The following is a 25,644-nucleotide window of genomic DNA, read 5'->3' on the forward strand; positions in this document are numbered from 1 at the left end:
GCTTGACCTGCCCCTCGGGCGAACCCGGGAGGCTTGTAGGTCTTACCAGCTGGCCTTGACCAGACCCGGCACATCACCGCGCATGGCAGCTTCACGCAGCTTGTTACGGCTCAGGCCGAACTTGCGGTAGAAGCCGTGCGGACGACCGGTGATGCGGCAGCGGTTGCGCAGACGGGAAGCCGACGCGTCGCGCGGCTGCTTCTGCAGGGCTACCAGGGCTTCCCAGCGCTGCTCCGGAGTGGAGTTCGGGCTGGCAATGACAGCTTTCAGCTCGGCACGCTTCTTGGCGTACTTCGCAACCGTTTGCTGACGCTTCAGCTCACGGTTCTTCATGCTCATTTTGGCCATGTTCCTACTCCAATCAGTTGCGGAACGGGAATTTGAAGGCGCGCAGCAGGGCGCGGCCTTCATCATCGGTACGGGCGGTGGTGGTCAGGGTGATGTCCATGCCACGCAGCGCATCGATCTTGTCGTAATCGATTTCCGGGAAGATGATCTGCTCTTTGACGCCCATGCTGTAGTTGCCACGACCATCGAAGGACTTGGCATTCAGGCCGCGGAAGTCACGCACGCGCGGCAGGGAGATGGTCAGCAGACGATCCAGGAACTCGTACATGCGCTCGCCACGCAGGGTCACCTTGACGCCGATCGGCCAGCCTTCGCGGACCTTGAAGCCTGCGACAGACTTGCGAGCGAGGGTAACCACCGGCTTCTGACCGGAGATCTTCTCCATGTCAGCCAGCGCGTTCTCGATGACCTTCTTGTCACCGATCGCTTCGCCGAGACCCATGTTCAGGGTGATCTTGGTGATGCGCGGAACTTCCATCACGTTCGCCAGCTTCAGGTCTTCCTTCAGCTTGGGGGCGATTTCTTTCCGGTAAATCTCTTTCAATCGTGCCATGGTGTTCTACCTATGATTCTCAAGCGCCAACCGGCTTCTGGGTGGACTTGAAGACACGAATTTTCTTGCCGTCTTCAACCTTGAAACCAACGCGGTCAGCCTTGTTGGTTTCGCCGTTGAAGATCGCAACGTTGGAAACGTGCAGCGGCGCTTCTTTCTCGACGATACCGCCTTGAACGCCCAGCATCGGGTTCGGCTTGGTATGGCGCTTGACCAGGTTGACGCCACCAACGACCAGACGGTCGTCGGCCAGCACCTTCAGCACCTTGCCACGCTTGCCCTTGTCCTTGCCGGCGATGACGATGACTTCGTCGTCACGACGAATCTTTTGCATGACGGCTACTCCTTAGAGCACTTCGGGGGCCAGGGAGACGATCTTCATGAACTTCTCACCGCGAAGTTCACGAGTCACCGGGCCAAAGATACGGGTGCCGATGGGCTCCTGCTTGTTGTTCAGCAGGACCGCGGCGTTGCCGTCGAAACGGATGATCGAGCCATCCGGGCGACGCACGCCGTGACGGGTGCGGACGACCACGGCGCTCATGACCTGGCCCTTCTTCACCTTGCCGCGCGGAATAGCTTCCTTCACGGTCACCTTGATGATGTCACCAATGCCGGCGTAGCGACGATGCGAACCACCCAGGACCTTGATGCACATAACGCGACGAGCACCGCTGTTGTCAGCGACGTCGAGCATGGATTGAGTCTGAATCATATCTTTCTCCGACCCTTAGTCCTTAGACTTCCACGGCACGTTCGACGACTTCCACCAGAGTCCAGGCCTTGGTCTTGGCCAGCGGACGGGTCTCGCGGATGGTGACCAGGTCACCAATGCGGCACTGGTTGGTTTCGTCGTGGGCGTGCAGCTTGGTCGAGCGCTTCACGTATTTACCGTAGATCGGGTGCTTGACGCGACGCTCGATCAGGACGGTGATGGTCTTGTCCATTTTGTCGCTGACAACCTTGCCGGTCAGCGTACGGACGGTCTTCTGAGCTTCAGCCATGATTACTTACCTGCTTGCTGGTTGAGCACAGTTTTCACGCGAGCGATGTCGCGCTTCACTTGCGAGAGCAGGTGAGACTGCCCCAACTGGCCAGTTGCCTTCTGCATGCGCAGATTGAACTGGTCGCGCAGCAGGCCGAGCAGTTGCTCGTTCAGCTGCTCAACGGATTTTTCACGAAGTTCGTTCGCTTTCATCACATCACCGTCCGCTTAACAAAGGTGGTCTCGAGCGGCAGCTTGGCAGCAGCCAAGGCGAAAGCCTCGCGAGCCAGCTGTTCGGATACACCCTCGATCTCGTACAGGACCTTGCCCGGCTGGATCAGGGCAACCCAGTACTCGACGCCACCCTTACCTTTACCCATACGAACTTCCAGGGGCTTCTTGGTAACCGGCTTGTCGGGGAACACGCGGATCCAGATCTTGCCGCCACGCTTGACGTGACGAGTGAGCGCACGACGGGCAGCCTCGATCTGACGGGCAGTCAGGCGGCCACGGCTCACGGACTTCAGCGCGAACTCGCCGAAGCTGACTTTGCTACCGCGGTGAGCCAGACCACGGTTGTGGCCGGTCATCTGCTTGCGGAATTTTGTACGCTTGGGTTGCAGCATGTTGCGTACTCCTCTTACTTAGCAGCTTTTTTGCGAGGCGCAGGCGCTTGCGGCTTGAGTTCTTCGTGCTGGCCACCGATGACCTCGCCCTTGAAGATCCAAACCTTCACACCGATCACACCGTAGGTGGTGTGCGCTTCGTAGGTGTTGTAGTCGATGTCGGCGCGCAGGGTGTGCAGCGGCACACGACCTTCGCGGTACCACTCGGTACGGGCGATTTCCGCACCACCGAGACGACCACTCACCTGGATCTTGATGCCCTTGGCACCAATGCGCATGGCGTTCTGTACGGCGCGCTTCATGGCGCGACGGAACATCACGCGACGCTCCAGCTGCTGAGCCACGCTCTGTGCAACCAGCATGGCGTCGAGCTCCGGCTTGCGGATCTCTTCGATGTTGATGTGCACCGGCACACCCATCTGCTTGGTCAGGTCCTGACGCAGCTTCTCGACATCCTCACCCTTCTTGCCGATCACGATGCCGGGACGAGCGGTATGGATGGTGATGCGTGCAGTCTGAGCCGGACGAGCGATGTCGATACGGCTCACGGACGCGCTTTTTAGTTTGTCCAGGAGGTACTCGCGAACTTTCAGATCCGCGAACAGGTAGTCGGCGTAGGTGCGCTTGTCAGCGTACCAGACCGAGGTGTGCTCCTTGACGATGCCCAGGCGAATGCCAGTGGGATGTACTTTCTGACCCATCTGATCGACTCCGTTACTTGTCCGCAACCTTGACAGTGATATGGCAAGACCGCTTGACGATGCGATCAGCACGGCCCTTGGCGCGCGGCATGATGCGCTTCAGCGAACGCCCTTCGTTGACGAAAACGGTGGAGACCTTCAGATCGTCCACGTCTGCGCCTTCATTGTGCTCGGCGTTGGCCACGGCCGACTCCAGCACCTTCTTGACGATGGCGGCGGCTTTTTTGCTGCTGAATGCCAGCAGATTGAGCGCTTCACCCACCTTCTTCCCGCGGATCTGGTCGGCGACCAAGCGGGCTTTCTGGGCGGAGATGCGAGCGCCCGACAACTTAGCGGCTACTTCCATTTCCTTACCCCTTAACGCTTGGCTTTCTTGTCCGCAGCATGACCGCGATAGGTGCGGGTAGCAGCGAACTCGCCGAGTTTGTGGCCGACCATGTCTTCGTTCACCAGAACCGGGACATGTTGACGACCGTTATGCACGGCGATGGTCAGACCGACCATCTGCGGCAGAATCATCGAACGACGCGACCAGGTCTTGATCGGCTTACGCTCGTTCTTTTCCACCGCCACTTCGACCTTCTTGATCAGGTGAAGATCGATAAACGGACCTTTTTTCAGAGAACGCGGCACTGTCGTATCCCTCTACGTTACTTGCGGCGACGGACAATCATGTTGTCGGTGCGCTTGTTGGAACGGGTCTTCGCGCCCTTGGTCGGGAAGCCCCACGGCGAAACCGGATGACGGCCACCGGAGGTACGACCTTCACCACCACCATGCGGGTGGTCGACCGGGTTCATGGCGGCACCACGAACGGTCGGACGGATACCTTTCCAGCGCTTGGCACCGGCCTTACCCAGCGAACGCAGGCTGTGCTCGGAGTTCGAGACTTCGCCCAGGGTCGCGCGGCACTCAGCCAGGACTTTGCGCATTTCGCCGGAGCGCAGACGCAGGGTCACGTAGGCACCTTCACGAGCCACCAGCTGCACGGAAGCACCAGCGGAACGCGCGATCTGGGCGCCCTTGCCCGGCTTCAGCTCGATCCCGTGGACGGTGGAACCGACCGGGATGTTGCGCAGCGGCAGGGAGTTGCCAGCCTTGATCGGCGCGTGGGCACCGGAGATCAGCTGGTCGCCAGCGCTCACGCCTTTCGGCGCGATGATGTAACGACGCTCGCCATCTGCGTACTTCAGCAGGGCGATGTGGGCAGTACGGTTCGGATCGTATTCCACGCGCTCGACGATGGCAGGAATGCCATCCTTGTCGCGACGGAAATCGACCAGACGGTAGTGCTGCTTGTGACCACCACCGATGTGGCGGGTGGTGATGCGGCCGTTGTTGTTACGGCCACCGGTCTTGCTCTTCTTCTCGACCAGCGGAGCGTACGGAGCGCCCTTGTGCAGGTCGGCATTGACAACCTTGACCACGAAACGGCGGCCAGCGGAAGTCGGCTTGCACTTAACGATTGCCATGATGCACTCCTACCTTACTCAGCGGCGCCGCTGGTGAAATCGAGGTCTTGGCCCGGCTGGAGGGCGATGTACGCCTTTTTCCAGTCGTTGCGCTTACCGAAGCCACGCACGGTGCGCTTGGTCTTGCCCTTGACGTTCAGGGTGCTGACGCGCTCGACCTTGACACCGAACAGGGTTTCGACGGCCTTCTTGATTTCCAGCTTGGTTGCATCGGTCGCAACCTTGAAAACGAACTGGCTCTTGCCATCGGCAAGGGTCGTGGCCTTCTCGGAGATGTGCGGGCCAACCAGCACTTTGAATACGCGTTCCTGGTTCATCCCAGCAGCTCCTCGAATTTCTTCACGGCGGACACGGTGACCAGCACCTTGTCGTAGGCGATCAGGCTGACCGGGTCGGAACCCTGCACGTCACGCACATCGACGTGCGGCAGGTTGCGCGCTGCCAGGTACAGGTTCTCATCGACGCCTTCGGTCACGATCAGCACATCGGAGAGGCCCAGGCCGCCCAGCTTGCTTACCAGAGCCTTGGTCTTCGGCGCTTCGACGGCGAAGTCCTCGACCACGATCAGACGCTCCTGACGCACCAGTTCGCTCAGGATCGAGCGCAGGGCGGCACGGTACATCTTCTTGTTCAGCTTCTGGGAGTGATCCTGCGGCTTGGCTGCGAAGGTCACGCCACCCGAACGCCAGATGGGGCTGCGGATGGAGCCGGCACGGGCACGGCCCGAACCCTTCTGGCGCCACGGCTTCTTGCCACCACCACGAACTTCAGCGCGGGTCAGCTGAGCACGAGTGCCCTGACGACCGCCAGCCATGTAGGCGACAACGGCCTGGTGAACCAGAGTCTCGTTGAACTCGCCGCCAAAGGTACGCTCGGAGACTTCGATCGCCTGCGCACCGTTCACATTCAGTTGCATCTCTCGAATCCCCCTTAAGCCTTGGCAGCCGGACGCACGATCACGTCACCACCAGTGGCACCCGGGACTGCGCCCTTGACCAACAGCAGGTTACGTTCGGCATCGACACGTACAACTTCCAGGGACTGCACGGTCACGCGCTCGGCGCCCAGATGACCGGACATCTTCTTGCCCTTGAACACACGACCAGGAGTCTGGCACTGGCCGATGGAACCCGGGGCACGGTGGGAAACGGAGTTGCCGTGAGTGTTGTCCTGACCGCGGAAGTTCCAGCGCTTGATGGTACCGGCGTAGCCTTTACCCTTGGACTGACCGGTCACATCGACCAGCTGACCAGCCTGGAACTGCTCAACGGTGAGCTGATCACCAGCCTGGAACTCGCCGTCTTCGAGACGGAATTCCAGCACGGCGCGACCAGCGGCAACATTGGCCTTGGCGAAGTGACCAGCCTGAGCCTTGGTCACGCGGGAAGCACGACGCTCACCGACGGTAACCTGCACAGCGCGATAGCCATCGCTCTCTTCATTCTTGAACTGGGTGACGCGATTCGGCTCGACCTCGATGACCGTAACCGGAATAGAGACACCATCTTCGGTGAAAATGCGGGTCATGCCGCACTTACGACCGACTACACCAATAGTCATGTCTTGAACCTCTTGAGTGTACGGGGCTTTCACCCGCTATGGCCGCCCATTTCAGAGCGTTACACGACCGAAATCCGGAAATGGATTTCAGCCGAGGCTGATCTGTACTTCGACGCCAGCAGCAAGGTCGAGCTTCATCAGCGCGTCGACGGTCTTGTCGGTCGGCTGAACGATGTCGAGTACGCGCTTGTGGGTACGAATTTCGTACTGATCACGCGCATCCTTGTTGACGTGCGGAGAAATCAGCACGGTGAACCGCTCCTTGCGGGTCGGCAGGGGGATCGGACCACGGACCTGAGCACCAGTACGTTTCGCGGTTTCCACGATTTCCTGGGTAGATTGATCGATCAGGCGGTGGTCAAAAGCCTTCAACCGAATACGGATTTGTTGGTTTTGCATTTTGACCTCAGACTCTATGCTATTCCCACCAGACGGAATACGCCCGGTAAAAGGAGGCGCAATTGTACGGATGCCCCCCGGGGGTGTCAACAAATGAGCAGAAACGAGAAAGCCCCCGCACCTGGCGGGGGCTTTCCCTAGACGGATCGTCGATTACTCGATGATCTTGGCAACCACGCCGGCGCCGACGGTACGACCGCCTTCGCGGATGGCGAAGCGCAGGCCGTCTTCCATGGCGATCGGAGCGATCAGGGTGACAACCATCTTGACGTTGTCGCCCGGCATCACCATCTCAACGCCTTCCGGCAGTTCGCAGTTGCCGGTCACGTCGGTGGTACGGAAGTAGAACTGCGGACGGTAGCCCTTGAAGAACGGGGTGTGACGACCGCCTTCTTCCTTGGACAGCACGTACACTTCGGCTTCGAACTTGGTGTGCGGCTTGATGGTGCCCGGCTTGGCCAGAACCTGGCCACGCTCGACGTCCTCACGCTTGGTACCGCGCAGCAGGGCGCCGATGTTCTCGCCGGCACGACCTTCGTCGAGCAGCTTGCGGAACATTTCCACGCCGGTGCAGGTGGTCTTGGTGGTCGGACGGATACCGACGATTTCCACTTCCTCGCCCACCTTGACGATGCCGCGCTCGACGCGACCGGTCACCACGGTGCCGCGGCCGGAGATCGAGAACACGTCTTCGATCGGCATCAGGAACGGCTGGTCGATGGCACGCACCGGCTCCGGAATGTAGGAGTCCAGGGTTTCCACCAGCTTGCGCACGGCGGAGACGCCCATCTCATTGTCGTCCTGGCCGTTCAGGGCCATCAGAGCGGAACCGATGACGATCGGGGTGTCGTCACCCGGGAAGTCGTAGGTGCTCAGCAGGTCGCGAACTTCCATCTCGACCAGTTCCAGCAGCTCGGCGTCGTCAACCATGTCGGCCTTGTTCAGGAACACGACGATGTAGGGAACGCCTACCTGACGGGACAGCAGGATGTGCTCGCGGGTCTGCGGCATGGGGCCGTCGGCAGCGGAGCAGACCAGGATAGCGCCGTCCATCTGGGCAGCACCGGTGATCATGTTCTTCACGTAGTCAGCGTGACCGGGGCAGTCAACGTGAGCGTAGTGACGGCTCGGGGAGTCGTACTCGACGTGCGAGGTGTTGATGGTGATGCCACGAGCCTTTTCTTCCGGAGCGTTGTCGATCTGGTCGAAGGCACGAGCGGCGCCACCCCAGGTCTCGGCGCAGACCTTGGTCAGAGCAGCGGTCAGAGTGGTCTTGCCATGGTCAACGTGACCGATGGTGCCGACGTTGACGTGCGGTTTGTTACGTTCAAATTTTTCTTTAGCCACGACAGTGAACCTCTTAGCTTAAAGGACTGGATCAGCCTTGTTTCTTGACGATAGCTTCGACGATGTTCGACGGAGCTTCGGCGTATTTGGAGAATTCCATGGAGTAGCTCGCGCGACCCTGGGACATGGAACGTACGTCGGTAGCGTAGCCAAACATCTCGCCCAGCGGAACTTCGGCGCGAATGACCTTGCCGGAGACGGTGTCTTCCATACCCTGGATCAGACCACGACGACGGTTCAGGTCACCCATCACGTCGCCCATGTAGTCCTCCGGAGTCACCACCTCTACCTTCATGATCGGCTCGAGGACCTTGCCGCCACCCTTCTGGGCCAGCTGCTTGGTAGCCATGGAGGCAGCGATCTTGAACGCCATCTCGTTGGAGTCGACGTCGTGGTAGGAACCATCGAACACGGTGGCCTTCAGGCCGATGAGCGGATAGCCGGCGACAACGCCGTTCTTCATCTGCTCTTCGATACCCTTCTGGATCGCCGGGATATACTCCTTCGGAACCACACCACCCACGACCTCGTTGGTGAAGACCAGGCCTTCGGTGATGTTGCCCTTCTCGTCCACATCCGGAGCCGAGAAGCGGATCCAGCAGTGACCGAACTGGCCACGACCGCCGGACTGGCGAACGAACTTGCCTTCGATCTCCACGTTATCCTTGGAGATGGTTTCACGGTAGGAAACCTGCGGCTTGCCGATGTTGGCCTCAACGCCGAACTCGCGCTTCATGCGGTCGACGAGGATGTCCAGGTGCAGCTCACCCATGCCGGAAATGATGGTCTGGCCGGTTTCTTCGTCGGTCTTGACGCGGAACGACGGGTCTTCCTGGGCCAGCTTGCCGAGGGCGATACCCATCTTCTCTTGGTCAGCCTTGGTCTTCGGCTCGACAGCTACCGAGATGACCGGCTCCGGGAAGTCCATGCGCTCGAGGATGATCGGCTTCTCGATGTCGCACAGGGTGTCGCCGGTGGTGACGTCCTTCATGCCGATCAGCGCAGCGATGTCGCCGGCACGGCACTCCTTGATCTCGTCGCGCTGGTTGGCGTGCATCTGCACCATCCGGCCGACGCGCTCCTTCTTGCCCTTCACCGAGTTCAGCACCGAGTCACCCGAGCTCAGCACGCCGGAGTAGACGCGGGCGAAGGTCAGGGTGCCGACGAACGGGTCGGTAGCGATCTTGAACGCCAGAGCCGCGAAGGGCTCGTCATCGCTGGCATGACGCTCGTCGTGGATCTCGTTGTCATCAGTGCTATCCGGGTGGATACCCTGAATCGCCGGAATCTCGGTCGGAGCCGGCAGGAAGTCGATGACGGCGTCGAGAACCAGGGGCACGCCCTTGTTCTTGAAGGAGGAGCCGCAGACAGCCGGAACGATTTCGCAGGCGATGGTACGCTGGCGCAGGCCGGCCTTGATCTCTTCGACCGTCAGCTCGCCCTCTTCCAGGTACTTGTTCATCAGCTCTTCATTGGCCTCGGCAGCAGCCTCGACCATGTTGCTGCGCCACTCGTTGGCCAGGTCCACCAGCTCGGCCGGAATCTCTTCCTCGCGGTAGGTGGTGCCCTTGTCGTCTTCGTTCCAGTAGATGGCCTTCATCTTCAGCAGGTCGATCTGACCCTGGAAGTCTTCTTCGGCACCGATGGCCAGCTGGACCGGAACCGGGGTATGACCCAGACGGTTCTTGATCTGACCGACGACGCGCAGGAAGTTGGCGCCGGCGCGGTCCATCTTGTTCACGTAGACGATACGCGGAACGCCGTACTTGTTGGCCTGACGCCATACGGTTTCGGACTGCGGCTCAACGCCGGAGGTACCACAGAACACCACGACAGCGCCGTCCAGCACGCGCAGGGAGCGCTCGACTTCAATGGTGAAGTCTACGTGGCCGGGGGTATCGATCACGTTCACGCGGTACTTGTCGTACTGGCCGCGCGAGCCTTCCCAGAAGGTGGTGATCGCAGCGGAGGTGATGGTGATACCACGCTCCTGCTCCTGCACCATCCAGTCGGTGGTGGCAGCGCCGTCGTGCACTTCACCCATCTTGTGGCTGAGGCCGGTGTAGAACAGGATCCGCTCGGTGGTGGTGGTCTTACCGGCATCCACGTGGGCGCAGATACCGATATTGCGGTAGCGGTTGATTGGTGTAGTACGGGCCACGATAGGGTCCTCGCTAGGTGAAAGCGCTGCTTAGAAACGGTAGTGCGAGAAAGCCTTGTTGGCTTCGGCCATACGGTGCACGTCTTCGCGCTTCTTCACTGCGGCGCCCTTGCCTTCAGCGGCATCGATCAGCTCGCCAGCCAGGCGCAGGGCCATGGACTTCTCGCCGCGCTTACGCGCGTAATCCACCAGCCAGCGCATGGCGAGCGCGTTGCGACGGGACGGGCGAACTTCGACCGGAACCTGGTAGGTAGCACCGCCGACACGGCGGGACTTCACTTCGACCAGCGGAGCGATGGCGTCGAGTGCTTTCTCGAAGGTTTCCAGGGGGTCAACGTTCTTGCGCTGCTTGACGGTTTCCAGAGCGCCGTAAACGATGCGCTCGGCCACGGCCTTCTTGCCGCTTTCCATCACGTGGTTCATGAATTTAGCCAGGATCTGGCTTCCGTACTTCGGATCAGCCAGGATTTCACGCTTGGCCGCTACACGACGTCTTGGCATTGATAAGCCCTCAAACGGTCTTCAGGTTAGCCCGGGACTCGCCCGACCTTACTCTTATCGACTCGACAAAAAATGAATTCGGAAAATTACTTCGGACGCTTGGCGCCGTACTTCGAACGGCCCTGCTTGCGATCCTTCACGCCGGAGGTATCCAGCGAACCACGGACGGTGTGGTAACGCACACCCGGCAGGTCCTTCACACGACCGCCACGGATCAGCACGACGCTGTGCTCCTGGAGGTTGTGACCTTCACCGCCGATGTAGGAAGCGACTTCGTAGCCGTTGGTCAGGCGCACACGGCAGACCTTACGCAGCGCGGAGTTCGGCTTCTTCGGGGTGGTGGTGTAAACGCGGGTGCAAACGCCGCGGCGCTGGGGGCAGTTCTGCAGCGCAGGCACGTCGCTCTTTTCAGAGACGCGCTTGCGCGGCTGACGCACCAGCTGGTTGATAGTTGCCATCTACTAGCTCCACTGATTGTCTTTCGACACAAAAATTTCGCAAGGCAATACGCCCCGCGAGATTAAGGGGTACAAGAGTCTAAAGAGCTTGACACCCCTCGTCAAGGCACCCCCGGGCGCGACGACGCCCGGGGGTGGCACTCATTTTTCGCTGAAGTTCAGCGCTTCGGTCAGTGCCGCTTCGACCTCGCTGGCACTCACGCGCTGCGGCTTCTCGGCATCGCGCTTGCGCTTGCGCTCGCTGTGATAGGCCAGGCCGGTACCGGCCGGAATCAGGCGACCGACCACCACGTTCTCCTTCAGGCCGCGCAGGTAGTCGCGCTTGCCGGTGACCGCCGCCTCGGTGAGGACGCGGGTGGTCTCCTGGAAGGAGGCAGCGGAGATGAACGACTCGGTCGACAGCGAGGCCTTGGTGATACCCAGCAGGACGCGCTCGTACTTGGCGACGAACTTGTCCTCGGTGCCCAGGCGCTCGTTCTCCTCCAGCACCTGAGTCAGCTCGGCCTGGTCGCCCTTGATGAAGCTGGAGTCGCCCGACTCGCTGATCTCGACCTTGCGCAGCATCTGCCGCAGGATGGTCTCGATGTGCTTGTCGTTGATCTTCACGCCCTGCAGGCGGTACACGTCCTGGATCTCGTTGACGATGTACTTGGCCAGCGCGCTGACGCCCAGCAGGCGCAGGATGTCGTGCGGGTTGCTCGGGCCGTCGGAGATCACTTCGCCACGGTTCACCTGTTCGCCTTCGAAGACGTTGAGGTGACGCCACTTCGGAATCAGCTCCTCGTAGGGCTCGCTGCCATCGGTCGGCGTGATGACCAGACGGCGCTTGCCCTTGGTCTCCTTGCCGAAGCTGATGGTGCCGCTGATCTCGGCGAGAATCGACGGCTCCTTGGGGCGACGCGCCTCGAACAGGTCGGCGACGCGCGGCAGACCACCGGTGATGTCGCGGGTCTTCGAGGTTTCCTGCGGGATACGTGCGACCACGTCACCCACATTGACCTTGGCGCCGTCGGTCAGGTTGACCAGGGTCTTGGCCGGCAGGAAGTACTGGGCGACCACGTCGGTACCCGGCAGCAGCAGGTCCTTGCCATTGGCGTCGACCAGCTTCACCGCCGGACGGATTTCGCGACCGGCAGCCGGACGCTCGTTCGGGTCCATCACCTCGATGTTGGTCAGACCGGTCAGTTCGTCGGTCTGACGGCGGATGGTGATACCCTCCTCCATGCCGACGAAGGTCACGGTACCGGCCATCTCGGTGATGATCGGGTGGGTGTGCGGGTCCCACTTGGCCACGATGGCGCCGGCCTCGACCTTGTCGCCTTCCTTGACCGAGATCACCGCACCGTAGGGCAGCTTGTAGCGCTCGCGCTCGCGACCGAAGTCGTCGGCCACCGCCAGCTCACCGGAACGCGACACTGCCACCAGGGCGCCGTCGGCACGCTCGACGTTCTTCAGGTTGTGCAGACGGATGGTGCCGCCGCTCTTCACCTGGATGCTGTCCTGCGCTGCGCTTCGGCTGGCCGCACCACCGATGTGGAAGGTACGCATGGTCAGCTGGGTGCCCGGCTCACCGATCGACTGGGCAGCGATCACGCCGACGGCCTCGCCGATGTTGACCTGATGACCACGGGCCAGATCGCGGCCGTAGCACTTGGCGCAGATGCCGTAGCGGGTTTCGCAGGTGATCGGCGAGCGCACGACCACTTCGTCGACGCTGTTCAGCTCGAGGAAATCGACCCACTGCTCGTCGATCAGGGTGCCGGCCGGCACGATGATCTCGTCGGTACCCGGCTTGGGCACGTCGCGAGCGATCACGCGACCGAGGACGCGCTCACCGAGCGGCTCGACGATGTCGCCGCCTTCGATGTGCGGGGTCATGAGCAGGCCGTGCTCGGTGCCGCAGTCGATCTCGGTCACCACCAGGTCCTGGGCCACGTCGACCAGACGGCGGGTCAGGTAACCGGAGTTGGCGGTCTTCAGCGCGGTATCCGCCAGACCCTTACGCGCACCGTGGGTGGAGATGAAGTACTGCAGTACGTTCAGACCCTCGCGGAAGTTCGCGGTGATCGGGGTCTCGATGATCGAGCCATCCGGCTTGGCCATCAGGCCGCGCATGCCGGCGAGCTGACGGATCTGGGCGGCAGAACCCCGCGCACCGGAGTCCGCCATCATGTACATGGAGTTGAACGACTCCTGCTCGACTTCGTTGCCGTGACGGTCGATGACCTTGTCCTTGGACAGGTTGGCCATCATCGCCTTGGACACTTCGTCGTTGGCCTTCGACCACAGGTCAATCACCTTGTTGTACTTCTCGCCCTGGGTCACCAGGCCGGAGGCGTACTGGGTCTCGATCTCCTTCACCTCGGCGGTGGCGGCATCGATGATGCGCGCCTTGGCGTCCGGAATGACGAAGTCGTTGACGCCGATCGACACGCCGGAGAGGGTCGAGTAGGCAAAACCGGTGTACATCAGCTGGTCGGCGAAGATGACGGTGTCCTTGAGACCCACCACGCGATAGCTGTGGTTGATCAGCTTGGAGATCGCCTTCTTCTTCATCGACTGGTTGACCACGTCGAACGGCAGGCCGGCCGGCACGATCTGGAACAGCAGCGCACGACCGACGGTGGTGTCGACGATGCGGGTGTTCTTGATGATGCTGCCGTCCTTCTGCTTGACGGTCTCGTTGATGCGCACCTTGACCTTGGCGTGCAGGGAGACTTCACCGGCGCGGAACACGCGGTCGACTTCCTGCAGGTCGGCGAACACGCGACCTTCACCCTTGGCGTTGATCGCCTCGCGGGTCATGTAGTACAGGCCGAGCACCACGTCCTGCGACGGCACGATGATCGGCTCGCCGTTGGCGGGCGACAGGATGTTGTTGGTCGACATCATCAGCGCGCGCGCTTCCAGCTGGGCCTCGAGGGTCAGCGGAACGTGCACGGCCATCTGGTCGCCGTCGAAGTCGGCGTTGTACGCGGCGCACACCAGCGGGTGCAGCTGCAGGGCCTTGCCTTCGATGAGCACCGGCTCGAACGCCTGGATGCCCAGACGGTGCAGGGTCGGCGCACGGTTGAGCAGCACGGGATGTTCGCGGATGACTTCGGCGAGTACGTCCCAGACCTCGGGCAGCTCGCGCTCGACCATCTTCTTGGCCGCCTTGATGGTGGTCGCCATGCCGCGGGCTTCGAGCTTGCCGAAGATGAACGGCTTGAACAGCTCGAGGGCCATCTTCTTCGGCAGGCCGCACTGGTGCAGACGCAGGGTCGGGCCGACGGTGATCACCGAACGGCCGGAGTAGTCGACGCGCTTGCCGAGCAGGTTTTGACGGAAACGACCCTGCTTGCCCTTGATCATGTCGGCCAGGGACTTCAGCGGGCGCTTGTTGGAGCCGGTGATGGCACGGCCACGGCGGCCGTTGTCCAGCAGGGCGTCCACGGCCTCCTGCAGCATGCGCTTTTCGTTGCGCACGATGATGTCCGGCGCGGCCAGGTCGAGCAGGCGCTTCAGACGGTTGTTACGGTTGATCACGCGACGGTACAGATCGTTCAGATCGGAGGTCGCGAAGCGTCCGCCATCCAGCGGCACCAGCGGACGCAGGTCCGGCGGCAGCACCGGCAGGACGGTCAGCACCATCCACTCCGGCTTGTTGCCGGAACCCTGGAAGGCTTCCATCAGCTTGAGGCGCTTGGACAGCTTCTTGATCTTGGTCTCGGAGTTGGTCTGCGGGATTTCCTCGCGCAGACGACCGATCTCGTGATCCAGATCGATGGCAGCGAGCAGCTCGAACACCGCTTCGGCGCCCATGCGCGCGTCGAAGTCGTCGCCGTGCTCCTCAAGCGCCTCGAAGTACTGCTCGTCATTGAGCAGCTGGCCTTTCTCGAGCGGGGTCATGCCCGGGTCGATGACCACGTAGCTCTCGAAGTAGAGCACGCGCTCGATGTCGCGCAGGGTCATGTCCAGCAGCAGACCGATACGCGACGGCAGCGACTTGAGGAACCAGATGTGGGCGACCGGCGAGGCCAGCTCGATGTGGCCCATGCGCTCGCGGCGCACCTTGGCCAGGGCGACTTCCACGCCGCACTTCTCGCAGATCACGCCACGGTGCTTGAGGCGCTTGTACTTGCCGCACAGGCACTCGTAGTCCTTCACCGGGCCGAAGATCTTGGCGCAGAACAGGCCGTCGCGCTCCGGCTTGAAGGTACGGTAGTTGATGGTCTCCGGCTTCTTCACTTCGCCGAAGGACCAGGAGCGGATCATCTCGGGCGACGCCAGGCCGATACGGATGGCATCGAACTCTTCGATCTGACCCTGGTTTTTCAAAAGGTTAAGCAGGTCTTTCAAGGCCTTTCCTCCTCACGGAGCCGGCGGCAGGCTCGCCTGCCGCCGGTACGCGTCGCGGGTTATTCGGTTTCCAGCTCGATGTCGATGCCGAGCGAACGGATTTCCTTGATCAGCACGTTGAAGGACTCCGGCATGCCGGCCTCCATGCGGTGATCGCCATCCACGATGTTCTTGTACATCTTGGTCCGGCCGTTCACGTCGTCCGACTTCACGGTCAGCATTTCCTGCAGGGTGTAGGCGGCGCCGTAGGCTTCCAGCGCCCAGACCTCCATCTCCCCGAAACGCTGGCCACCGAACTGCGCCTTACCACCCAGCGGCTGCTGGGTGACCAGGCTGTAAGAGCCGGTGGAACGCGCGTGCATCTTGTCGTCGACCAGGTGGTTCAGCTTGAGCATGTACATGTAGCCGACGGTGGTCTGACGCTCGAAGGCGTTGCCGGTACGGCCGTCGTACAGCTGCATCTGGCCACTTTCCGGCAGGTCGGCCAGCTTGAGCATGGCCTTGATCTCGGTCTCCTCGGCACCGTCGAACACCGGGGTGGCCATCGGCACGCCCTTGCGCAGGTTGCCGGCCAGCTCGAGGATCTCGGCATCGCTGAAGCCGTCGAGGTCTTCCTTGCGGTGCCCGCCGATCTCGTTGTAGATCTCGTGCAGGAACGCGCGCAGCTCGGCGACCTTGCGCTGCTCTTCGAGCATGCGGTTGATCTTCTCGCCCAGGCCCTTGGCCGCGAGGCCCAGGTGGGTTTCGAGGATCTGGCCGACGTTCATCCGCGACGGTACGCCCAGCGGGTTGAGGACGATGTCCACCGGAGTGCCATGCTCGTCGTACGGCATGTCCTCGACCGGCATGATCACCGACACCACACCCTTGTTACCGTGACGACCGGCCATCTTGTCGCCCGGCTGGATGCGGCGCTTGATCGCCAGGTAGACCTTGACGATCTTCAGCACGCCCGGAGCCAGGTCGTCGCCCTGCTGCAGCTTGCGCTTCTTGTCCTCGAACTTGTCGTCGAGCAGCTGGCGGCGGTCGGAGAGGTAGGCCTGGGCCTTCTCCAGCTGCTCGTTCAGCGCCTCTTCGGCCATGCGCAGCTTGAACCACTGACCACGCTCGAGACCGTCGAGGTACTCGTGGCTGATCTCGGCGCCCTTCTTCAGGCCCGCCGGGCCGCCGTCGGCCTTGTGGCCGACCAGGGCTGCGCGCAGACGCTCGAAGGTCGCACCCTCGACGATACGGAACTCCTCGTTGAGGTCCTTGCGGATCTCGTCGAGCTGCTGCTTCTCGATCGCCAGGGCGCGCGAGTCGCGCTCCACGCCGTCACGGGTGAACACCTGCACGTCGATGACGGTGCCCTTGGTACCGGTCGGCACGCGCAGGGAGGTGTCCTTCACGTCGGACGCCTTCTCGCCGAAGATCGCGCGCAGCAGCTTCTCTTCCGGAGTCAGCTGGGTCTCGCCCTTCGGGGTGACCTTGCCGACCAGGATGTCGCCTGCCTGCACTTCGGCGCCGACGTAGACGATGCCGGCCTCATCCAGCTTGTTCAGCGCAGCCTCACCGACGTTCGGGATATCTGCGGTGATCTCCTCCGGGCCGAGCTTGGTATCGCGCGACACGCAGGTCAGTTCCTGGATATGGATGGTGGTGAAGCGGTCTTCCTGGACCACGCGCTCGGACAGGCAGATGGAGTCTTCGAAGTTGAAGCCGTTCCACGGCATGAACGCCACGCGCATGTTCTGACCGAGAGCCAGCTCGCCCATGTCGGTGGACGGACCATCGGCCATGATGTCGCCGCGCGCGACCAGGTCACCCTTCTGCACCAGCGGACGCTGGTTGATGCAGGTGTTCTGGTTGGAACGGGTGTACTTGGTCAGGTTGTAGATGTCGACACCCGCCTCGCCGGTCTCGACCTCGGCGTCGTTGACGCGCACCACGATGCGGCTGGCGTCGACCGAGTCGATCACACCGCCACGCCGGGCGACCACGCAGACGCCGGAATCGCGCGCCACGTTGCGCTCGATGCCGGTACCCACCAGCGGCTTGTCGGCACGCAGGGTCGGCACGGCCTGACGCTGCATGTTCGAACCCATGAGTGCGCGGTTGGCGTCGTCGTGCTCGAGGAACGGGATCAGCGAGGCCGCGACGGAAACCACCTGCTTGGGCGAAACGTCCATCAGGGTGACGTCTTCCGGCGCCTTAACGGTGAATTCGTTGAGGTGGCGCACGGCCACCAGCTCGTCGACCAGATGGCCGTTCTCGTCCACGGTAGCCGAAGCCTGCGCGATGACGTGGTTGGCTTCCTCGATGGCCGACAGGTAGACGATCTCGTCGGTGACCAGACCAGCCTTGACCACGCGGTACGGGCTTTCCAGGAAGCCGTACTGGTTGGTGCGGGCGTAGGTGGCCAACGAGTTTATCAGGCCGATGTTCGGACCTTCCGGGGTTTCGATCGGGCACACACGACCGTAGTGGGTCGGATGCACGTCGCGGACTTCGAAGCCGGCACGCTCGCGGGTCAGACCGCCCGGGCCGAGCGCCGAGACGCGACGCTTGTGGGTGATCTCGGACAGCGGGTTGTTCTGGTCCATGAACTGCGACAGCTGGCTGGAACCGAAGAACTCCTTGATCGCAGCAGCCACCGGCTTGGCATTGATCAGATCCTGCGGCATCAGGCCTTCGCTCTCGGCCATGGACAGGCGTTCCTTGACCGCGCGCTCGACGCGCACCAGGCCAACGCGGAACTGGTTCTCGGCCATCTCGCCGACGCAACGCACGCGGCGGTTGCCGAGGTGGTCGATGTCGTCGACGATGCCCTTGCCGTTACGGATATCGACCAGGGTCTTCAGCACGTCGACGATGTCTTCGCGGCTGAGCACGCCCGGGCCTTCGATCTCTTCGCGACCGATGCGACGGTTGAACTTCATGCGACCGACCGCGGACAGGTCGTAACGCTCGGCGCTGAAGAACAGGTTGTTGAACAGGGTCTCGGCGGCATCCTTGGTCGGCGGCTCGCCCGGGCGCATCATGCGATAGATCTCGACCAGCGCTTCCAACTGGTTGCTGGTGCCGTCGATCTTCAGGGTGTCGGAGATGAACGGGCCGCAATCGATGTCGTTGGTGTACAGGGTCTCGAGACGGACCACCTGGGCCTTGGCAATCTTGGCCAGCAGGTCGACGGTCAGCTCGGTGTTGCACTCGGCGATGATCTCGCCGGTGGCCGGATGCACGATGGCCTTGGCCAGGGTGCGGCCCAGCACGTAGTCCAGCGGAACCTCGAGCAGCTTGATGCCTGCCTTCTCCAGCTGGTTGATGTGGCGCGCGGTGATGCGCCGGCCCTGCTCGACGATGACCTTGCCGTTCTCGTCCTTGATGTCGAAGCCGGCGATCTCGCCGCGCAGACGCTGCGGCACCAGCTCGAGGCTGAGCGACTGATCCTTCAGGTGGAAGACGTTGGTGTCATAGAAGATATCGAGGATTTCCTCGGTACCGTAATTCAGCGCGCGCAGCAGCACCGAAGCCGGCAGCTTGCGGCGACGGTCGATACGCACGAACACGGCGTCCTTCGGATCGAACTCGAAGTCCAGCCAGGAGCCGCGGTAGGGAATGATGCGTGCGGAGTACAGCAGCTTGCCCGAGCTGTGGGTCTTGCCCTTGTCGTGATCGAAGAACACGCCCGGCGAGCGGTGCAGCTGGGAGACGATGACACGCTCGGTACCGTTGATGATGAAGGTACCGTTCTCGGTCATCAGGGGGATTTCCCCCATGTAGACTTCCTGCTCCTTGATGTCCTTGATCGCCTTGCTCGACGACTCCTTGTCGAAGATCATCAGACGCACTTTCACGCGCAGCGGCACGGCGAAGGTCACGCCACGCAGCACGCACTCCTTGACGTCGAATGCCGGCTCGCCCAGGCGATAGCCGACGTATTCCAGGGCAGCGTTGCCGGAATAGCTGATAATCGGGAAAACGGACTTGAAGGCCGCGTGCAGGCCGACGTCGCGAAGCGACTCCTTGCTGGCGCCCGCCTGCAGGAATTCGCGATACGAATCCAGCTGGATGGCCAACAGATACGGCACATCCATGACGTCCGGCAACTTGCTAAAGTCCTTGCGGATACGTTTTTTCTCAGTGTATGAGTAAGCCATCAGCGTTCCCCAGCTTGGTCACCTGCTTGTTTGGCCTCTCCGACGGGAGTAGCCGGAAAATCGTGCAAACCCACGGTTTGCGTCCACCGCACAGGGTGGCGATTCGCGTCATGGGCGGCGGGCCGAGCCTGACCGCCCATAACGGAAAAAGGCCGGTGGCATCTGCCACCAGCCATCAGTCCGAAATCGACTCGCGGACTGTCGACGCAATGTCGGCTCAGCTTACTTGAGCTCGACCTTGGCGCCTGCTTCTTCCAGGGACTTCTTGGCGGCCTCGGCCTCTTCCTTGGAAACGCCTTCCTTGACCACGCCCGGGGCGCCGTCAACGACAGCCTTGGCTTCTTTCAGGCCCAGGCCGGTCAGCTCGCGCACGACCTTGATGACGTTCACTTTCTTCTCGCCGGCGTCGGCCAGAACGATGGTGAACTCGGTCTGCTCTTCAGCAACCGGAGCAGCAGCAGCCGGGCCGGCGGCCACAGCGGCAGCGGCGGTCACGCCGAACTTCTCTTCCATTGCCTTGATCAGTTCGACAACCTGCATCACGGACATTTCGGATACGGCGTTGATGATGTCTTCGTTGGTCAGAGCCATGACTCTATTCCTGTATTGGGTGACGACCTCAGGGTCGTCCGATTAACAAAAAAGGTTAAAGGTTCCGGGTGCCTCAGGCAGCCTCGGCTTCCTTCTTGTCGCGAATCGCCGCCAGAGTACGAGCCAGCTTGCTGGTGGCGCCCTGAATGACGCTCATCAGCTGGGCAACAGCTTCGTTGTAGGTCGGCAGGGTTGCCAGCACGTCGATCTGGTTGGCTGCGATGAACTTGCCTTCGAAGGCAGCCGCCTTGATCTCGAACTTGTCCTGACCCTTGGCGAACTCCTTGAAGATACGGGCGGCAGCGCCCGGATGCTCGTTGGAGAATGCGATCAGGGTCGGGCCCTTGAACACGTCGCCCAGCACCTCGAATTCGGTGCCTTGGACGGCGCGACGAGCCAGGGTGTTACGCACGACTTTCACGTACACACCGGCTTCGCGGGCCTCTTTACGGAGTCCGGTCATGGCGCCTACAGTCACGCCACGGGCATCGGCCACGACAGCGGACAGGGCAGCTTTGGCAGCCTCGTTGACTTCAGCGACAATGGCCTTCTTGTCTTCGAGTTTAATTGCCACGGGTTTACTCCTGGATGTTACCGTTTCATCCGGCCGGAGCCGGACGGCGTTTTGGTGTCTGATTCGGTAACCGAATCGGGAGCACCATCTGCGTAGGCTGGAGATTTAAGGCTTGCGCCGCCTACGGTCTTGGACAGCCCCCGCCAGGCAGGGACCCCAATAGGTGGCGCGCCGGCACACCGGCGCGCGGGATACTTAAGCTTCCAGGGAAGCCTGGTCGATCTGCAGGCCCGGCCCCATGGTGGTGCTCAGGGTCACGCGCTTGACGTAGACACCCTTGGCCGCAGCCGGCTTCAGGCGCTTGAGGTCGGACAGCAGGGCTTCGACGTTCTGCTTCAGCTTGCCAGCTTCGAAGTCGACCTTGCCGACGGAAGCATGGATGATGCCGTTCTTGTCGGTACGGAAGCGCACCTGACCAGCCTTGGCGTTCTTCACGGCGGTGGCGACGTCCGGGGTCACGGTGCCGACCTTCGGGTTCGGCATCAGACCGCGCGGGCCGAGCACCTGGCCCAGCTGGCCAACGACGCGCATCGCATCCGGAGAGGCGATCACGACATCATAGCTCAGGTCGCCGCCCTTCATTTCAGCAGCCAGATCGTCCATGCCCACGCGGTCAGCGCCGGCAGCCAGAGCAGCTTCGGCAGCCGGACCCTGGGTGAACACGGCAACGCGCACGCTCTTGCCAGTGCCGTTCGGCAGCACGGTAGCGCCGCGCACGACCTGGTCGGATTTACGCGGATCGACGCCCAGGTTGATGGCGACGTCCACGGACTCCTTGAACTTGATGGTCGACAGCTCGGCCAGCAGCTTGGCGGCGTCTTCAAAGCTGTACTGCTTGCCAGCTTCAACTTTCTCGGCAATAGCCTTTTGGCGCTTGGTCAGCTTAGCCATTACACACCCTCCACGTTGAGGCCCATGCTACGCGCGGAGCCGGCGATGGTACGCACGGCCGCATCCAGGTCAGCTGCAGTCAGATCGGCGGTCTTGGCCTTGGCGATCTCTTCCAGCTGAGCACGGGTAACGGTGCCGACTTTCTGGGTGTTCGGACGAGCGGAACCGCTGGTGATGCCAGCAGCCTTCTTCAGCAGAACCGAAGCCGGGGTGCTCTTGATTTCAAAGGTGAAGCTGCGATCGCTGTAGACGGTGATGATCACCGGGGTCGGCAGACCCGGCTCCATACCCTGGGTCCGCGCGTTGAACGCCTTGCAGAACTCCATGATATTGACGCCGTGCTGACCCAGAGCCGGACCGACCGGCGGGGACGGGTTGGCCTGAGCGGCCTTAACTTGCAGCTTGATGTAAGCCGTAATCTTCTTAGCCATTTGCTACTCCAGTTGCGGGTACATGCGCCTTGCGGCTCCCCGATTGCTTACGCGTTTACCCCGGGGACAACAAAACCCCGCAGTCCACGACTGCGGGGTTGGGATTCCTGCCGATCAGACCTTCTCGACCTGACCGAATTCCAGCTCCACCGGCGTGGAGCGACCGAAAATGAGCACGGCAACCTGAATACGGCTCTTCTCGTAATTGACCTCTTCCACCACGCCATTGAAGTCCGCAAACGGACCATCAACGACACGCACGACCTCACCCGGCTCGAACAGGGTCTTCGGCCGCGGCTTGTGGCTACCATCAGCAACACGACGCAGGATGGCCTCGGCTTCGCGCTCAGTGATCGGCGCAGGCTTGTCAGCCGTACCGCCGATGAAGCCCATGACGCGCGGCGTATCCTTGATCAGGTGCCAGGTCGCCTCGTTCATTTCCATCTGCACCAGCACATAGCCGGGAAAGAACTTGCGCTCGCTCTTGCGCTTCTGGCCGTTGCGCATCTCCACCACTTCTTCGGTGGGAACCAGAATCTCGCCGAACTGGTCTTCCATCCCGGCAAGCTTGACGCGCTCGATCAGCGAGCGCATCACATGCTTTTCGTATCCCGAATAGGCATGCACAACATACCAACGCTTAGCCACAGAACACCCTTAACCGACGATGAGAGAAACCAGCCAGCCGAGCAGGGAGTCCAGCCCCCAGAGCAGCAGCGCCATGACCAGCACCACAGCCACCACGATCAGCGTGGTCTGGGTGGTCTCCTGGCGGGTGGGCCATACCACCTTGCGCATCTCGGCGCGAGCATCCTTCACCAGCGCAAAGAAGGCGCCACCCTTGACGGTTTGCAGAGCGATGAAGCCTGCGGCGACCGCCAGCACAACAATGCCAAGCACGCGATACAGGATCGGCTCGGCAGCGAAATACTGATTGCCCACCACGGCAACAGCAACCAGGACGGCTACTGCAGACCACTTGACGATATCGAGGCGGGAATCTTTGCTTTCAGCCTTGGCGTTCATCTGCAAGGACCTTGTGAAGGATGCCAGATTGGAGAAATCTGGCAGGCCAGGAGGGAATCGAACCCCCAACCTGCGGTTTTGGAGACCGCCGCTCTGCCAATTGAGCTACTGGCCTGTGACTTAGTCAGGCCGACTATTATGCCGACCTGACCGAGAAAGATCAACAGTTTATTCGATGATCTTGGCAACCACGCCGGCGCCGACGGTACGACCGCCTTCGCGGATGGCGAAGCGCAGGCCGTCTTCCATGGCGATCGGAGCAATCAGGGTGACAACCATCTTGACGTTGTCGCCCGGCATCACCATCTCAACGCCTTCCGGCAGTTCGCAGTTGCCGGTCACGTCGGTGGTACGGAAGTAGAACTGCGGACGGTAGCCCTTGAAGAACGGGGTGTGACGACCGCCTTCTTCCTTGGACAGCACGTACACTTCGGCCTCGAACTTGGTGTGCGGCTTGATGGTGCCCGGCTTGGCCAGAACCTGGCCACGCTCGACGTCCTCACGCTTGGTACCGCGCAGCAGGGCGCCGATGTTCTCGCCGGCACGACCTTCGTCGAGCAGCTTGCGGAACATTTCCACGCCGGTGCAGGTGGTCTTGGTGGTCGGACGGATACCGACGATTTCCACTTCCTCGCCCACCTTGACGATGCCGCGCTCGACGCGACCGGTCACCACGGTGCCACGGCCGGAGATCGAGAACACGTCTTCGATCGGCATCAGGAACGGCTGGTCGATGGCACGCACCGGCTCCGGAATGTAGGAGTCCAGGGTTTCCACCAGCTTGCGCACGGCGGAGACGCCCATCTCGTTGTCGTCCTGGCCGTTCAGGGCCATCAGAGCGGAACCGATGACGATCGGGGTGTCGTCACCCGGGAAGTCGTAGGTGCTCAGCAGGTCGCGAACTTCCATCTCGACCAGTTCCAGCAGCTCGGCGTCGTCAACCATGTCGGCCTTGTTCAGGAACACGACAATGTAGGGAACGCCTACCTGACGGGACAGCAGGATGTGCTCGCGGGTCTGCGGCATGGGGCCGTCGGCAGCGGAGCAGACCAGGATAGCGCCGTCCATCTGGGCAGCACCGGTGATCATGTTCTTCACGTAGTCAGCGTGACCGGGGCAGTCAACGTGAGCGTAGTGACGGCTCGGGGAGTCGTACTCGACGTGCGAGGTGTTGATGGTGATGCCACGAGCCTTTTCTTCCGGAGCGTTGTCGATCTGGTCGAAGGCACGAGCGGCGCCACCCCAGGTCTCGGCGCAGACCTTGGTCAGAGCAGCGGTCAGAGTGGTCTTGCCATGGTCAACGTGACCGATGGTGCCGACGTTGACGTGCGGTTTGTTACGTTCAAATTTCTCTTTAGCCATCGAGTCACTCTCCCGTCGAATATCCGGAAAAAACAGCGCGCATAAAACAAAGGCAGATATTCACATATCTGCCTTTGTTTATTTGGAGCTCATGAGCGGATTTGAACCGCTGACCTCACCCTTACCAAGGGTGTGCTCTACCAGCTGAGCTACATGAGCCAAACCCATTGCACGAACAGCAAACTGGAGCGGGTAGCGGGAATCGAACCCGCATCATCAGCTTGGAAGGCTGAGGTTCTACCACTGAACTATACCCGCGGAGCGTTGCGGCTCACGCTGAATCTGGTGGAGGGGGAAGGATTCGAACCTTCGAAGTCGATGACGTCAGATTTACAGTCTGATCCCTTTGGCCACTCGGGAACCCCTCCTGAGCGGTGCGGCATTCTCTATGGCCACCACACCAATGTCAAGCATTTTATTAACTTGCCTGACCCTCTCGATACCTGCCTAGCAGTGCGTCTCAAGTGGTGCGCATGATAGACCGATTATTCGGTCTGCGCAAGCCCCGCGCACGAGATAAGTTCATGTTTTAGATCAGGAAAGTCTCCTGCGAGTCGGGCGAGCAGCTGATCGTCCACCAGCCTGCGACTTTTGCTGGCCACTCGCACCCAGTATTGCTGGTAGACCCTGGGCAATTCCCGCACCTGTGGCTCGTAGCCAGCAGCACGCAGCTTGTCCGCCACCCCTACCGCCGCCTCCAGGCGAGGATAAACGCCAAGAAGAATACCGTTGGCCAGCTCCCCCTCGGTGATCAGGTAGCTGTCGATGCCGCGCGCCTGCAATTCGCGCAGCTGGCGCAACGAGGCCTGACTTGAGGCGAGCGGAGGAATGTACACCCAGTGATCCGAGCCGAATGTTGCGTCCCTGGTGATGACCCGGGCACCTATATCCAGGCTCAAAAGGCGCTGCTCAAGTTGGCCAGCTCTTTCCGCGGCATCAAATCCCCCGAGCACCAGGCACTCATTGGCAGGTATGGCCTGAAGCTGGACGGCGACCTGCGCCACCGGCTGCGCCGCCCTGGGCCCTGCCTCTGCCAGCAACTGCAGGGTCGCCACAGGGCCCGCATACTCGGACCTTGGCGTCAGCGACAGCTCACTGGTCACCTCGGGTGCCATACGCTGCTGCCAGGCGAACAGGCCGATATTCAGCAGGATCAGCAGAAAGAAAAACCAACGCAT

The 25,644-nt window shown here is 61.5% G+C and carries 29 protein-coding genes and 4 tRNA genes; all 33 read right to left on the reverse strand.

All coding sequences use genetic code 11. The features are described 5' to 3' along the window. Positions 1-42: 42 nt before the first annotated feature. The 33 genes from rpsN to BLT78_RS15915 all read right to left on the reverse strand — a co-directional run bounded on the left by rpsN (position 43) and on the right by BLT78_RS15915 (position 25,644). Positions 43-348, reverse strand: coding sequence for a 30S ribosomal protein S14 (gene rpsN / locus BLT78_RS15755; RefSeq protein ID WP_090350184.1), 306 nt, complete (start codon positions 346-348; stop codon positions 43-45). Between the two features lie 13 nt (positions 349-361). Next, positions 362-901: a 50S ribosomal protein L5 gene (gene rplE, locus BLT78_RS15760; protein WP_090350187.1), complete on the reverse strand. Its 540-nt coding sequence runs from the start codon at positions 899-901 to the stop codon at positions 362-364. Between the two features lie 19 nt (positions 902-920). Next, a complete protein-coding gene (gene rplX, locus BLT78_RS15765; protein WP_090350190.1) occupies positions 921-1,235 on the reverse strand; it encodes a 50S ribosomal protein L24 in 315 nt (104 codons plus the stop codon). Positions 1,236-1,247: 12 nt separating this feature from the next. Further along, positions 1,248-1,616, reverse strand: coding sequence for a 50S ribosomal protein L14 (rplN, locus tag BLT78_RS15770; protein WP_090350193.1), 369 nt, complete (start codon positions 1,614-1,616; stop codon positions 1,248-1,250). 22 nt (positions 1,617-1,638) lie between these two features. Beyond that, the gene (rpsQ, locus tag BLT78_RS15775) at positions 1,639-1,905 is read right to left on the reverse strand and encodes a 30S ribosomal protein S17 (protein ID WP_090350195.1); all 267 of its coding nucleotides are present in this window, start codon (positions 1,903-1,905) and stop codon (positions 1,639-1,641) included. 2 nt (positions 1,906-1,907) lie between these two features. Next, positions 1,908-2,099 carry a 50S ribosomal protein L29 gene (gene rpmC / locus BLT78_RS15780; RefSeq protein ID WP_003093720.1) on the reverse strand — a complete coding sequence of 64 codons (192 nt, stop codon included), beginning with the start codon at positions 2,097-2,099 and terminating at the stop codon, positions 1,908-1,910. Continuing rightward, positions 2,099-2,512, reverse strand: a complete 414-nt coding sequence (gene rplP, locus BLT78_RS15785; protein ID WP_090350198.1) for a 50S ribosomal protein L16 — start codon at positions 2,510-2,512, stop codon at positions 2,099-2,101. The genes rpmC and rplP overlap by 1 nt, the downstream gene beginning before the upstream one ends. 14 nt (positions 2,513-2,526) lie before the next feature. Next, positions 2,527-3,213 carry a 30S ribosomal protein S3 gene (rpsC, locus tag BLT78_RS15790; protein ID WP_090350201.1) on the reverse strand — a complete coding sequence of 229 codons (687 nt, stop codon included), beginning with the start codon at positions 3,211-3,213 and terminating at the stop codon, positions 2,527-2,529. Positions 3,214-3,226: 13 nt separating this feature from the next. Beyond that, entirely contained in the window at positions 3,227-3,559 is a 333-nt protein-coding gene (gene rplV, locus BLT78_RS15795) for a 50S ribosomal protein L22 (RefSeq protein WP_090350203.1), read from the reverse strand. Between the two features lie 11 nt (positions 3,560-3,570). Beyond that, entirely contained in the window at positions 3,571-3,846 is a 276-nt protein-coding gene (rpsS, locus tag BLT78_RS15800; RefSeq protein ID WP_090350206.1) for a 30S ribosomal protein S19, read from the reverse strand. 17 nt (positions 3,847-3,863) lie between these two features. Beyond that, positions 3,864-4,685, reverse strand: a complete 822-nt coding sequence (gene rplB, locus BLT78_RS15805) for a 50S ribosomal protein L2 (RefSeq protein ID WP_090350209.1) — start codon at positions 4,683-4,685, stop codon at positions 3,864-3,866. A 14-nt stretch (positions 4,686-4,699) separates the two neighbouring features. Next, positions 4,700-5,002: a 50S ribosomal protein L23 gene (gene rplW, locus BLT78_RS15810; protein ID WP_090350212.1), complete on the reverse strand. Its 303-nt coding sequence runs from the start codon at positions 5,000-5,002 to the stop codon at positions 4,700-4,702. After that, positions 4,999-5,601, reverse strand: coding sequence for a 50S ribosomal protein L4 (gene rplD, locus BLT78_RS15815; RefSeq protein ID WP_090350215.1), 603 nt, complete (start codon positions 5,599-5,601; stop codon positions 4,999-5,001). Before rplD ends, rplW begins: the two co-directional genes overlap by 4 nt. Positions 5,602-5,615: 14 nt before the next feature. After that, positions 5,616-6,245, reverse strand: a complete 630-nt coding sequence (gene rplC, locus BLT78_RS15820; RefSeq protein ID WP_090350219.1) for a 50S ribosomal protein L3 — start codon at positions 6,243-6,245, stop codon at positions 5,616-5,618. Between the two features lie 87 nt (positions 6,246-6,332). Further along, complete coding sequence (gene rpsJ / locus BLT78_RS15825; RefSeq protein WP_003103876.1) at positions 6,333-6,644, reverse strand: 30S ribosomal protein S10; 312 nt, start codon at positions 6,642-6,644, stop codon at positions 6,333-6,335. A 153-nt stretch (positions 6,645-6,797) separates the two neighbouring features. Beyond that, positions 6,798-7,991 (reverse strand): elongation factor Tu, encoded by a 1,194-nt coding sequence (tuf, locus tag BLT78_RS15830; RefSeq protein ID WP_090350222.1) that lies wholly within the window; start codon positions 7,989-7,991, stop codon positions 6,798-6,800. 31 nt (positions 7,992-8,022) lie between these two features. Further along, a complete protein-coding gene (gene fusA, locus BLT78_RS15835; protein WP_090350226.1) occupies positions 8,023-10,152 on the reverse strand; it encodes an elongation factor G in 2,130 nt (709 codons plus the stop codon). Between the two features lie 30 nt (positions 10,153-10,182). After that, positions 10,183-10,653 (reverse strand): 30S ribosomal protein S7, encoded by a 471-nt coding sequence (rpsG, locus tag BLT78_RS15840; RefSeq protein WP_090313836.1) that lies wholly within the window; start codon positions 10,651-10,653, stop codon positions 10,183-10,185. A gap of 86 nt (positions 10,654-10,739) precedes the next feature. Beyond that, a complete protein-coding gene (gene rpsL, locus BLT78_RS15845; RefSeq protein ID WP_090350228.1) occupies positions 10,740-11,111 on the reverse strand; it encodes a 30S ribosomal protein S12 in 372 nt (123 codons plus the stop codon). Between the two features lie 141 nt (positions 11,112-11,252). Next, on the reverse strand, positions 11,253-15,452 hold the full coding sequence (gene rpoC, locus BLT78_RS15850) for a DNA-directed RNA polymerase subunit beta' (protein ID WP_090350231.1): 4,200 nt from the start codon (positions 15,450-15,452) through the stop codon (positions 11,253-11,255). A gap of 59 nt (positions 15,453-15,511) precedes the next feature. After that, positions 15,512-19,591, reverse strand: coding sequence for a DNA-directed RNA polymerase subunit beta (gene rpoB, locus BLT78_RS15855; RefSeq protein WP_090350233.1), 4,080 nt, complete (start codon positions 19,589-19,591; stop codon positions 15,512-15,514). A gap of 222 nt (positions 19,592-19,813) precedes the next feature. After that, positions 19,814-20,182, reverse strand: coding sequence for a 50S ribosomal protein L7/L12 (gene rplL / locus BLT78_RS15860; RefSeq protein ID WP_090350234.1), 369 nt, complete (start codon positions 20,180-20,182; stop codon positions 19,814-19,816). Positions 20,183-20,255: 73 nt separating this feature from the next. Beyond that, a complete protein-coding gene (gene rplJ, locus BLT78_RS15865; protein ID WP_090350237.1) occupies positions 20,256-20,756 on the reverse strand; it encodes a 50S ribosomal protein L10 in 501 nt (166 codons plus the stop codon). A 195-nt stretch (positions 20,757-20,951) separates the two neighbouring features. Next, positions 20,952-21,647, reverse strand: coding sequence for a 50S ribosomal protein L1 (gene rplA, locus BLT78_RS15870; protein ID WP_090350240.1), 696 nt, complete (start codon positions 21,645-21,647; stop codon positions 20,952-20,954). Then, positions 21,647-22,078 carry a 50S ribosomal protein L11 gene (gene rplK / locus BLT78_RS15875; protein WP_090350243.1) on the reverse strand — a complete coding sequence of 144 codons (432 nt, stop codon included), beginning with the start codon at positions 22,076-22,078 and terminating at the stop codon, positions 21,647-21,649. Before rplK ends, rplA begins: the two co-directional genes overlap by 1 nt. 114 nt (positions 22,079-22,192) lie before the next feature. Next, positions 22,193-22,726: a transcription termination/antitermination protein NusG gene (nusG, locus tag BLT78_RS15880; RefSeq protein ID WP_090350245.1), complete on the reverse strand. Its 534-nt coding sequence runs from the start codon at positions 22,724-22,726 to the stop codon at positions 22,193-22,195. A gap of 9 nt (positions 22,727-22,735) precedes the next feature. Beyond that, complete coding sequence (gene secE, locus BLT78_RS15885; protein WP_090350248.1) at positions 22,736-23,104, reverse strand: preprotein translocase subunit SecE; 369 nt, start codon at positions 23,102-23,104, stop codon at positions 22,736-22,738. Positions 23,105-23,143: 39 nt separating this feature from the next. Then, positions 23,144-23,219 (reverse strand) — tRNA-Trp (locus BLT78_RS15890). A 53-nt stretch (positions 23,220-23,272) separates the two neighbouring features. Continuing rightward, on the reverse strand, positions 23,273-24,466 hold the full coding sequence (gene tuf / locus BLT78_RS15895; protein ID WP_090350222.1) for an elongation factor Tu: 1,194 nt from the start codon (positions 24,464-24,466) through the stop codon (positions 23,273-23,275). 83 nt (positions 24,467-24,549) lie between these two features. Then, positions 24,550-24,625: transfer RNA gene (locus BLT78_RS15900), tRNA-Thr, on the reverse strand. Between the two features lie 25 nt (positions 24,626-24,650). Continuing rightward, positions 24,651-24,724: transfer RNA gene (locus BLT78_RS15905), tRNA-Gly, on the reverse strand. A gap of 25 nt (positions 24,725-24,749) precedes the next feature. Then, positions 24,750-24,834 (reverse strand) — tRNA-Tyr (locus BLT78_RS15910). A gap of 117 nt (positions 24,835-24,951) precedes the next feature. After that, complete coding sequence (locus BLT78_RS15915; RefSeq protein ID WP_090350250.1) at positions 24,952-25,644, reverse strand: SPOR domain-containing protein; 693 nt, start codon at positions 25,642-25,644, stop codon at positions 24,952-24,954.

The organism is Pseudomonas oryzae (assembly GCF_900104805.1).
Taxonomy (GTDB): domain Bacteria; phylum Pseudomonadota; class Gammaproteobacteria; order Pseudomonadales; family Pseudomonadaceae; genus Geopseudomonas; species Geopseudomonas oryzae.

Bases quoted from the DNA above. Each gene is read 5' to 3' on its own strand.
- rplE (WP_090350187.1), bottom strand. From the start codon at position 901: ATGGCACGATTGAAAGAGATTTACCGGAAAGAAATCGCCCCCAAGCTG.
- rplP (WP_090350198.1), bottom strand. From the start codon at position 2,512: ATGCTGCAACCCAAGCGTACAAAATTCCGCAAGCAGATGACCGGCCAC.
- rplA (WP_090350240.1), bottom strand. From the start codon at position 21,647: ATGGCTAAGCTGACCAAGCGCCAAAAGGCTATTGCCGAGAAAGTTGAA.
- rpsN (WP_090350184.1), bottom strand. From the start codon at position 348: ATGGCCAAAATGAGCATGAAGAACCGTGAGCTGAAGCGTCAGCAAACG.
- rplL (WP_090350234.1), bottom strand. From the start codon at position 20,182: ATGGCTCTGACCAACGAAGACATCATCAACGCCGTATCCGAAATGTCC.
- rpsJ (WP_003103876.1), bottom strand. From the start codon at position 6,644: ATGCAAAACCAACAAATCCGTATTCGGTTGAAGGCTTTTGACCACCGC.
- rplB (WP_090350209.1), bottom strand. From the start codon at position 4,685: ATGGCAATCGTTAAGTGCAAGCCGACTTCCGCTGGCCGCCGTTTCGTG.
- BLT78_RS15915 (WP_090350250.1), bottom strand. From the start codon at position 25,644: ATGCGTTGGTTTTTCTTTCTGCTGATCCTGCTGAATATCGGCCTGTTC.
- rplC (WP_090350219.1), bottom strand. From the start codon at position 6,245: ATGACTATTGGTGTAGTCGGTCGTAAGTGCGGCATGACCCGCATTTTC.
- rplN (WP_090350193.1), bottom strand. From the start codon at position 1,616: ATGATTCAGACTCAATCCATGCTCGACGTCGCTGACAACAGCGGTGCT.
- rplK (WP_090350243.1), bottom strand. From the start codon at position 22,078: ATGGCTAAGAAGATTACGGCTTACATCAAGCTGCAAGTTAAGGCCGCT.
- rplV (WP_090350203.1), bottom strand. From the start codon at position 3,559: ATGGAAGTAGCCGCTAAGTTGTCGGGCGCTCGCATCTCCGCCCAGAAA.
- rplD (WP_090350215.1), bottom strand. From the start codon at position 5,601: ATGCAACTGAATGTGAACGGTGCGCAGGCGATCGAAGTCTCCGAGCGT.
- rpsC (WP_090350201.1), bottom strand. From the start codon at position 3,213: ATGGGTCAGAAAGTACATCCCACTGGCATTCGCCTGGGCATCGTCAAG.
- rplX (WP_090350190.1), bottom strand. From the start codon at position 1,235: ATGCAAAAGATTCGTCGTGACGACGAAGTCATCGTCATCGCCGGCAAG.
- rpmC (WP_003093720.1), bottom strand. From the start codon at position 2,099: ATGAAAGCGAACGAACTTCGTGAAAAATCCGTTGAGCAGCTGAACGAG.
- rpsL (WP_090350228.1), bottom strand. From the start codon at position 11,111: ATGGCAACTATCAACCAGCTGGTGCGTCAGCCGCGCAAGCGCGTCTCT.
- rpsG (WP_090313836.1), bottom strand. From the start codon at position 10,653: ATGCCAAGACGTCGTGTAGCGGCCAAGCGTGAAATCCTGGCTGATCCG.
- secE (WP_090350248.1), bottom strand. From the start codon at position 23,104: ATGAACGCCAAGGCTGAAAGCAAAGATTCCCGCCTCGATATCGTCAAG.
- rplW (WP_090350212.1), bottom strand. From the start codon at position 5,002: ATGAACCAGGAACGCGTATTCAAAGTGCTGGTTGGCCCGCACATCTCC.
- tuf (WP_090350222.1), bottom strand. From the start codon at position 24,466: ATGGCTAAAGAGAAATTTGAACGTAACAAACCGCACGTCAACGTCGGC.
- rpsQ (WP_090350195.1), bottom strand. From the start codon at position 1,905: ATGGCTGAAGCTCAGAAGACCGTCCGTACGCTGACCGGCAAGGTTGTC.
- rpoB (WP_090350233.1), bottom strand. From the start codon at position 19,591: ATGGCTTACTCATACACTGAGAAAAAACGTATCCGCAAGGACTTTAGC.